This is a genomic window from Mycobacterium sp. 1245852.3 (assembly GCF_001669335.1).
Lineage (GTDB): Bacteria > Actinomycetota > Actinomycetes > Mycobacteriales > Mycobacteriaceae > Mycobacterium > Mycobacterium europaeum_A.
In genome coordinates this window covers 1-7,484 of record NZ_LZLL01000008.1, presented here as the reverse complement: position 1 = coordinate 7,484, position 7,484 = coordinate 1, and the positions used below count along the sequence as shown (strand labels likewise).

The following is a 7,484-nucleotide window of genomic DNA, read 5'->3' as shown; positions in this document are numbered from 1 at the left end:
GCAGCCGTTGCTGGAACAGGCCGTCGGCCAGCAGGTATGAGGCGACCACGACACGGCTACCGGCGCGGCGCGCGCGGGCCCGCTCCACGGCCTCGGCCAGCTGTGGATCGCCGGTGGCCGCGAACGCCAGGCTCACCCGTGATCCGGTCAACGCGGACAACAACGTCGCGGTGGTGTGCAGGTCCGCGCGCGCCTTGTCATCCGAGGTTCCCGCGGCCGCCAATATCACCGAATCGCCCGGACGCCAGCCGCATTTCACCAACTGGTCGCCGACGATGCGGGCGATCTGACCGCTCGGACCCAACGCGGGGGTGACGAGCACGTTCGGATGGCCGCTGGCCGCCACGTGCGCGGGCAGGTCGGCGCGGACGTGGTATCCGCGCGACAGGAACGCGGGCACCACGATGGCGGGCCGGTCGTCCGCCTTCACGCGCACCAGGACCTCGCTGGGGGTGGGGCCCACCACGTCCACGAAGGCGACGTCGACTTGGCTGCGGACCAGCGTACTCACCTGTGCCGCAAGGTCTTCGACCATCGCCACACCGCCAGGGCGGCGGGTGCCGTGTGCTACCAGGATCAGTGCCATGGGGAGTCTTCCGGATGATCGATCGCAAGACGGTAGCCGCGCTTGACCACCGTTGCGACGATGTTCTTGTCGCCCAACGCCGTTCGCAACCGCAGCACCGCGGTATCGACGGCGTGCGGGTCGTTACTGTTGCCGGGCAGCACCCGGAGCAAGTCGTTGCGCGCGACGACATCGCCGGGGCGTTGCGCCAGCGCCCGCAGGGTCGCCATGCCCGACCCCGACAGGGACTTCACCGAACCGTCGACCAGCACGCAGGTCCCGCGGATCTCGATGTCGTGGCCGGCCGCGCGGATGGTGCACGACCGCAGGGGCGGGAGTTCCTGGGCGATGTGGCGGGCCAGCGCCCCCAACCTCATTCGCTCTGGTGACGACGTCGGGATCCCGGCACGGATCAACGGTTGCGCGGTGACCGGGCCGACGCACATCGCGTGCACGTCACTGCGAAGCGCTTGCAGCAGTTGGTCTTCGATGCCCAACTCACGGCTGCGCTCCAACAGCGCCGCGCCGGCGGGGGCGGAGGTGAAGGTCACCGCGTCGAACTGGCGCCGCGCGACCGAGGCGACGAGCTGGTCGAAGTCACCGCCGGCCGGCGTTGGCTTCCAGCGGTATACGTGAATGGGCACCACCTGGGCGCCCGCCGATCGCAAGCCGTTGATGAATTCGGGGAACGGATCCCACCCGTCGGCTGCGCCGTGCAGCTGGACGGCGATGCGCTTGCCGGCGACATCCGACTCGAGAAGGTAGCGCAGGACCTCGCGCGACGATTCGGATTTGGGCGACCACTCTTCGTGTAATCCGGCGGCGCGCAAGGCCCCCGTCGCCTTCGGGCCGCGGGCCACGATCCGCGACTTGGCAAGTGACGCCAGCAGTTGGGTGGCCAGGCCCCACCCGTCGGCCGCGGCGACCCAGCCGCGAAAGCCGATGCCGGTGTGCGCCACCAAGATATCCGGCGGCTCCGCGATCACCGCCTCGGTGTGGTTCTGCAGTTCTTCGTCTTCGGGCAACGCGATAATGTTGATGGCCGCGGCGCTGGACACCTCCGCGCCGTTGCGGCGCAGCAACGCGCACAGCTCCTCGGCGCGGTTCGCCGATGTGACGGCGATCCGGTAGCCGGTCAGCGGCGCGGAGTCTGGTGGGGCCAGTTGGGGGGCCATATGAAGTGTGTATGCCTGCGACGTTTCCGTTGCGTTACCGGTCAATTGCTGTGGCATTGCCCGTGTTGCGAGCCGGCTCACACGCGGGCCGCCTCGGTTTCCGGTGCCGACCCGGACAGGCCGGGCGCGGCTGCGGGCCGGCGCGCATAGACCGTCCAGGTCATGATCGCCGCCACCACATAGGACACCAGGAACACCCAGTAGGCCGACGTTTCGGTGCCGGTGCTCAGGTACGACTGGCGCAGCGCCAGGTTGATCCCCACGCCCCCGAGCGCACCGACGGCGGAGCAGACGCCGATCAGCGATCCCGCCTTCGCGCGGGCCCAATGACGACGTTCGTCCTCGCTCGCGTCCAGTGAACGGCTGCGCGCCTCGTAGACCGACGGGATCAGCTTGAACACCGAACCGTTGCCCATGCCGGACAGGACGAACAACACCATGAAGCCGGTGACGTAGCCGATCATGCTGACGGAGTGGGCCGCGGCGTGGTGGTCGTCGAAGGTGCTGATGGTGACCAGCAGCCCGGCGCTCAGGGTCATGCCGGCCAGGACGCCCAGGGTGACGCGGCTGCCGCCGAGCCGATCGGCCAGCCGGCCACCGTAGATGCGCGCCAGCGAGCCGAGCAGGGGCCCGAGGAAGGCCAGCTGCGCGGCGTGCAGCGCCGCATGCTTGGGGCTTTCCCCGGCTTCGGCGAAGTTGACCTGCATCACCTGACCGAAGGCGAAGGAAAAGCCGATCCAGGAGCCGAAGCTGGCGATGTAGAGCAGCGAGATCACATGCGTGTCGCGCTCGAACAGGATCGAGCGCATGGTGCTCAGCTGGGTGCCGTGGTTGACGTTGTCCATGAACAAGGCGGCCGCGATGCCGACGACGACCAGCAACACCAGGTACACCGCGCACACCCAGTACGGCGCCTCGTGGCCGGCGGTGGCCAGCACCAGCAGGCCGACCAACTGGATCACCGCCACCCCCAGATTGGCGACGCCGGCGTTGACGGCCAGCGCGGCGCCCTTGAGTCGCTGCGGGTAGAAGGCGTTGACGTTGGCCAGCGAGGCCGCGTAGTTGCCGCCGCCCAGCCCCGTCAGGGCGGCGCACAGCACGAACGGCCACAGCGGCACACCGGGATTGGCCAGCAGCGCGATGGTGCCGGCCGTCGGGATCAGCAACACGAAGGCCGAGAACGTCGTCCAGTTGCGACCGCCGAAGGCGGCGATGCCCAAGGTGTAGGGGATCCGCGCGCAACCACCGACCAGGGTGGCGACCGCGCCGAGCAGCAGCTTGTCGCCGGCGGAGAAGCCGTAGACCGACCCCGGCATGAACAACGCCATGACGGGCCACAGGGTCCAGATCGAAAACGCCACGTGGTCACCGGCGATGGTGCACAGCAGGTTGCGCCGGGCGATCTTCTTGTTGCCGGCCTCCCAGGCCGTCGTGTCTTCCGGATTCCAGTCCGCGATGCGGTGGTTGCGGCCCATCCGATCGTCACCTTTCTTCGCCACGGCGGTTATGCCTGTCGCCGTATCACGGAAAGCGATTGCGCCCCAATGGCATCGCGTCGACCGGCGTGCATACAGATCCTCTCCTCAGGCCCCACGAACCGCCGCATCGGGCCGCCGCCGCGCCAGGGGTCACCGCGCTCGCCCGATATCGGGAAAGCGGTTCGGAGACTGGCTTTCGACGCTTGGGCACCCCGAATGGGCGGGCATGCCCCGCCGTATGGTCCGATGCTCACATTTACGACGCGAACGGGTCAACCGGAACGGGCCGATATCGCCTGTTAGTTGTTTACCAGTTATCTGGTAACTGCCTGAGGGGCAATCAATTCGCGAGGCCGCGGTTCAACGGCCGTGAATGGGCGCCGCCATCAAGTGATTTCACGCATCCGGCCGCCGCGGTGTGAGCTGGGATACAGGCGATTCCCGCGCCGACGATTCGGCGGGTGAGATCTAGGAAAACGGCCAACTCGCGGCACCGGACTGGGCGCCCACCAGGGACCTGGGCCGCGCCCAGTGCAGTCGCACGGTCTGGCCGGGCCGCACCTGGGCGATCTTGTCCACGTCCTCGTCGACCACCACGCCGATCACCGGGTAGCCGCCGGTGACGGGATGGTCGGGTCCCAGGATCACCGGTAAACCGTTGGGGGGCACCTGAATTGCGCCGCGGGTGGCGCCCTCGCTGGGCAGCTGGCGGTCCGGGTAGCAGTGCTGCAGCGGCCGGCCCGTCAGCCGCATCCCCACCCGGTCGCTGCGATCCGAGGCCACCCAATCGGTGTGTACCAGGGCGTCGGGATCGACGAACCAGTCGTCGCGCGGCCCGGGCACCACGGACAGCTCGACGACATGGTCGGTGATGGCCGCGACCGGCGCCTGGTCCAGCTCGGGGTAGGCGTCGGTGTGCTCGCCGATCGGCAGGCGGTCACCGCTGCGCAGCGGCGCCGGGCCGATGGCCGACATCACGTCGTAGCTGCGCGACCCGAGCACCGGCTCCACGCAGATGCCGCCGCGGATCGCCAGATAGCTGCGCAGCCCCGCGCGCGGCGCGCCCAGCGAGATCACCTCGCCATCGCGCACATGATGAATGCTGTTGGTGCCGAACTTGATTCCGTTGACCGTGGGGTCGGTGTCGGCGCCCGTCACAGCGATGTCCACATCACCGCCGGCGACCCTGGCCGCGAAACCGCCGAACGTCACCTCCACGGTGGCGCGGTCGTCGGGGTTGGCCACCAGCCGGTTGGCCAGCTTGTGCGCGCGCCGGTCGGCTGCTCCCGAGCGGCTCACGCCCAGGTGGGCCAGCCCCGGGCGACCGAGGTCTTGGACGACGGCGAACGGTCCGGTGCGCAGGATCTCCAGGATCGGCACGGCTATCTCCTCAGGTATCTAGACGGCCCGGAACTGAACCCACATGCCCTGCGCCAACAACGCCGGGTTCGGCCGCTGCAGATCCCACAGCACCGCGTCGGTGTGGCCGATCAGTTGCCACCCACCGGGGGACTGCCGCGGGTAGACCGCGCTGAATTCACCGGCGAGGCCGACCGAGCCGGCGGGCACCGATGTCCTCGGCTCGGGGCGGCGCGGCACCCGCAGGCGCGGATCGCCGTCGACCAGATAGGCGAAACCGGGTGCGAATCCACTGAATCCGACCCGCCACGGCGTGGCGGTGTGGGCGTCGATCACCGCCGCGATGGTCAGTCCGGTGCGGTCGGCGACCTCGGCCAGGTCCGGGCCGTCGTAGACGACGTCGATGACCACGTCGGCGCGGCGCGCCGAGGCGGCGCAAGGGGCGGCGTCGACGCGCATCTTGCGCAGCCGCTGACGGATGACGCCCTGAGAGCGCGGGCCGTCCAGCTTCACCAGCACCGTGCGGGCGGCCGGCACGACGTCGACCACGCCCGGTATCGCCGCGGCGCGCAGCGCGTCCGCCCATGCCAATACCTCGGCGGTACTGCCGCATTGCACCATCAGCGCGCGGTCGCCGTAGTCCACGACGGTGTTGCCGACCAGCTCCGTCGGCAGGTTGTGGGCCAGGTCGCCGCTAAGATCCGTCACGCTCATTACTCGACGGTAACCCCGGGATCGGGGCCTGTGCGAGGGGCGGGCGACGGATTTTCGAGCACTGCCAGAGCTGCCTTAGCAAACGCTCAAACAGCCACGCCCGCGCGCGTGGCTACCCCAGGATCTTGGTGATCAGCGGGGGCAGCTGGTCGGCGATGACCGGGTAGCTCAGCGGCGACGCGAACGCGATGGCGCCGGCCTGGTCCTTGGTGGTGAAGATGTGGCGGTTCTGCGCCGTGGTCAGCGACCCGGCCACCTCCGGGTCGGCCAGTATCGCCTTCTGATCGTCGGGGTTCTGGGTCGTCCAGATCACCAGGTCGGCGGAATCGAGTACCGCCTTGATGTGATCGCGCGGGATGACGGCGCGCTGATCGGTGCCGAAGGGTTTGATGCTGTCGGAGATGACCAGGCCCATCTGGTTCAGAAAGTCCGTCCGCCAGCCCGCCATGGTGGCTACGACCGTGCCCTGCCACAGCGCGCCGTGCATCAGCAGCGCCTTCTTGCCGGTCCATTGCTGATTCTTCTTGCCGATGTCGGTGAACTTCTGGTCGACGCCGTCGATCAACGACTTCATCTGGTCGGCCTGGAAGACCGCCTGCCCGACGGTGGTGGCCTGCTCCTTCCACGGCTCGAAGAAGGCGTCGCCGTCCGACTGGGCGACGGTCGGGGCGATCGCGGAGAGCTTCTGATAGGTGTCGGCGTCCAGGCCGGCGTTGACGGCCACGATCAGATCCGGTTTCAGGCCGGCGATCTGGTCGACGGGAATGCCGTTGTCCAGGTTCAGCACCGTCGGCTGCGCCCCGCCGAGCTTGGGCGTGGCCCACGGCCAGACCGCGGATGGTTGGTCACCGAACCAGTTGGTCACCGCGATCGGCACCACCCCGACCGCGAGCAGGTCGTCCTGCTCGGTGTAGCCGGCGCTGACGACGCGCTTGGGTGGTTCTTTGATGACGGTCTGACCGAACAGGTGGGTGATCGTCACCGAGCCCGGGGTGGCGCCCGGAGCCGGTTTGCTTGACGAGCACCCCGCCACGAGCTCGGAGAGCGCGGTCGCGCCGCCGATCGCGGCGACCCCGGCAGCCCCTGCGAGCTGCAAGAATCCCCGTCGATTCCATCCCTGTCGCATCGCGTGAGAGTATCGCGTTCCGCCCGCACAAATGCATCGCCGCGCTGTTGAGGCCCTTAGCCCAGCGGCATGCCGGCGTCCATGAAATCCAGGGCCCGATAGATGGTGTCGGCGGTCTTGGGGGCGCTGTCGAAGGCGGCCATCATGGCACCCGTCAACGCGCCGGCGAACACCCGGACCTCGAAATCGTCTGCGGCACGGCCGATTCGGTGCGCGATCGCCTCGGCGGCGACCGTCACGGTGCGGTAGTACTCGTCGTACATCGCCGCCTTGAGCTCGGGTATGGAGAACATCAGCCGCTGCCGGGTGCTCTCGAACTCCAGCTGGTCGTCGGGCAACTCGGCGATGACGGCCGCGTAGGCCCGGCGGAAGGCCTGGGCCGGAGACAGGTTGAGCGGCTGGGCCTTCAACGCCTCGAGGATCAGCGGGTCCAGGTCGTCGGCGAGCAGCAGCGATTCCTTGGACGGGAAATAGCGGAAGAAGGTGCTCGGCGACACGTCGGCCGCCTCGGCGATCTGTTCGACGGTGGTCGCGGCGAAGCCGTTCTCCTCGATGAGGCGAAACGCCTCGCGCCGGATGGCGCGGCGGGTCTTGATCTTTTTGCGCTCCCGTAGGCCCAGGGGAGCCTCAGTCACCTGCATGAGCCGATTGTCGCGCATCGAGCCCTCGCCGTGGGTTCGCGACATCTTGCGTTGCAGAGTTCTGACAAAAGGGTCCTGGCCGCTGCAATTTCTGCGTATCGCCCACGTAACTGTGCACACGCAGTCCGGTAACAGTGCCTCTTTAGCGTCGAGTGGTCACTGCCCGCGCCCCATTCAAGCCAGGAGTCCCACCAGATGACCTCGACCATCACCCCGGCATCGCAGCCCGCGCCACCGCGCGAGTCTCGCAAGGGGCGGCACTGGATCGATGACTGGCGGCCCGAAGACCCCGAATTCTGGGAGACCACCGGCAAGCCGATCGCCCGGCGGAACCTGATCTTCTCGATCTTCGCCGAGCACGTCGGCTTCAGCGTGTGGATGCTGTGGAGCATCGTGGTGGTGCAGATGACGGCCGGGGCGCACGGG

At 68.5% G+C, this 7,484-nt stretch carries 7 protein-coding genes and 1 pseudogene; 1 reads left to right on the top strand and 7 read right to left on the bottom strand.

Annotated features, from left to right (window positions below; all coding sequences use genetic code 11):
- The 7 genes from A9W96_RS00270 to A9W96_RS00240 form a co-directional block, all read right to left on the bottom strand.
- On the bottom strand, nucleotides 1-586 hold a 586-nt coding region (locus tag A9W96_RS00270; RefSeq protein WP_066865307.1), incomplete at its 3' end, for a sirohydrochlorin chelatase.
- Nucleotides 577-1,728 carry a uroporphyrinogen-III synthase gene (locus A9W96_RS00265; RefSeq protein WP_156748871.1) on the bottom strand — a complete coding sequence of 384 codons (1,152 nt, stop codon included), beginning with the start codon at nucleotides 1,726-1,728 and terminating at the stop codon, nucleotides 577-579. The genes A9W96_RS00270 and A9W96_RS00265, both read right to left, overlap by 10 nt.
- Nucleotides 1,729-1,817: 89 nt before the next feature.
- The gene (locus A9W96_RS00260; protein WP_067137250.1) at nucleotides 1,818-3,215 is read right to left on the bottom strand and encodes an MFS transporter; all 1,398 of its coding nucleotides are present in this window, start codon (nucleotides 3,213-3,215) and stop codon (nucleotides 1,818-1,820) included.
- Between the two features lie 471 nt (nucleotides 3,216-3,686).
- Nucleotides 3,687-4,598 (bottom strand): 5-oxoprolinase/urea amidolyase family protein, encoded by a 912-nt coding sequence (locus A9W96_RS00255; RefSeq protein WP_067137247.1) that lies wholly within the window; start codon nucleotides 4,596-4,598, stop codon nucleotides 3,687-3,689.
- Between the two features lie 18 nt (nucleotides 4,599-4,616).
- Entirely contained in the window at nucleotides 4,617-5,291 is a 675-nt protein-coding gene (locus A9W96_RS00250) for an allophanate hydrolase subunit 1 (RefSeq protein WP_067137245.1), read from the bottom strand.
- 112 nt (nucleotides 5,292-5,403) lie between these two features.
- Nucleotides 5,404-6,417, bottom strand: a complete 1,014-nt coding sequence (locus tag A9W96_RS00245; protein WP_066865320.1) for an ABC transporter substrate-binding protein — start codon at nucleotides 6,415-6,417, stop codon at nucleotides 5,404-5,406.
- 56 nt (nucleotides 6,418-6,473) lie between these two features.
- Nucleotides 6,474-7,058, bottom strand: a complete 585-nt coding sequence (locus A9W96_RS00240) for a TetR family transcriptional regulator (RefSeq protein ID WP_066865332.1) — start codon at nucleotides 7,056-7,058, stop codon at nucleotides 6,474-6,476.
- A 195-nt stretch (nucleotides 7,059-7,253) separates the two neighbouring features.
- On the opposite strand from A9W96_RS00240, the pseudogene A9W96_RS00235 reads away from it, so the two are divergent.
- A pseudogene (locus A9W96_RS00235) lies at nucleotides 7,254-7,484 on the top strand (MFS transporter); the annotation flags it as partial.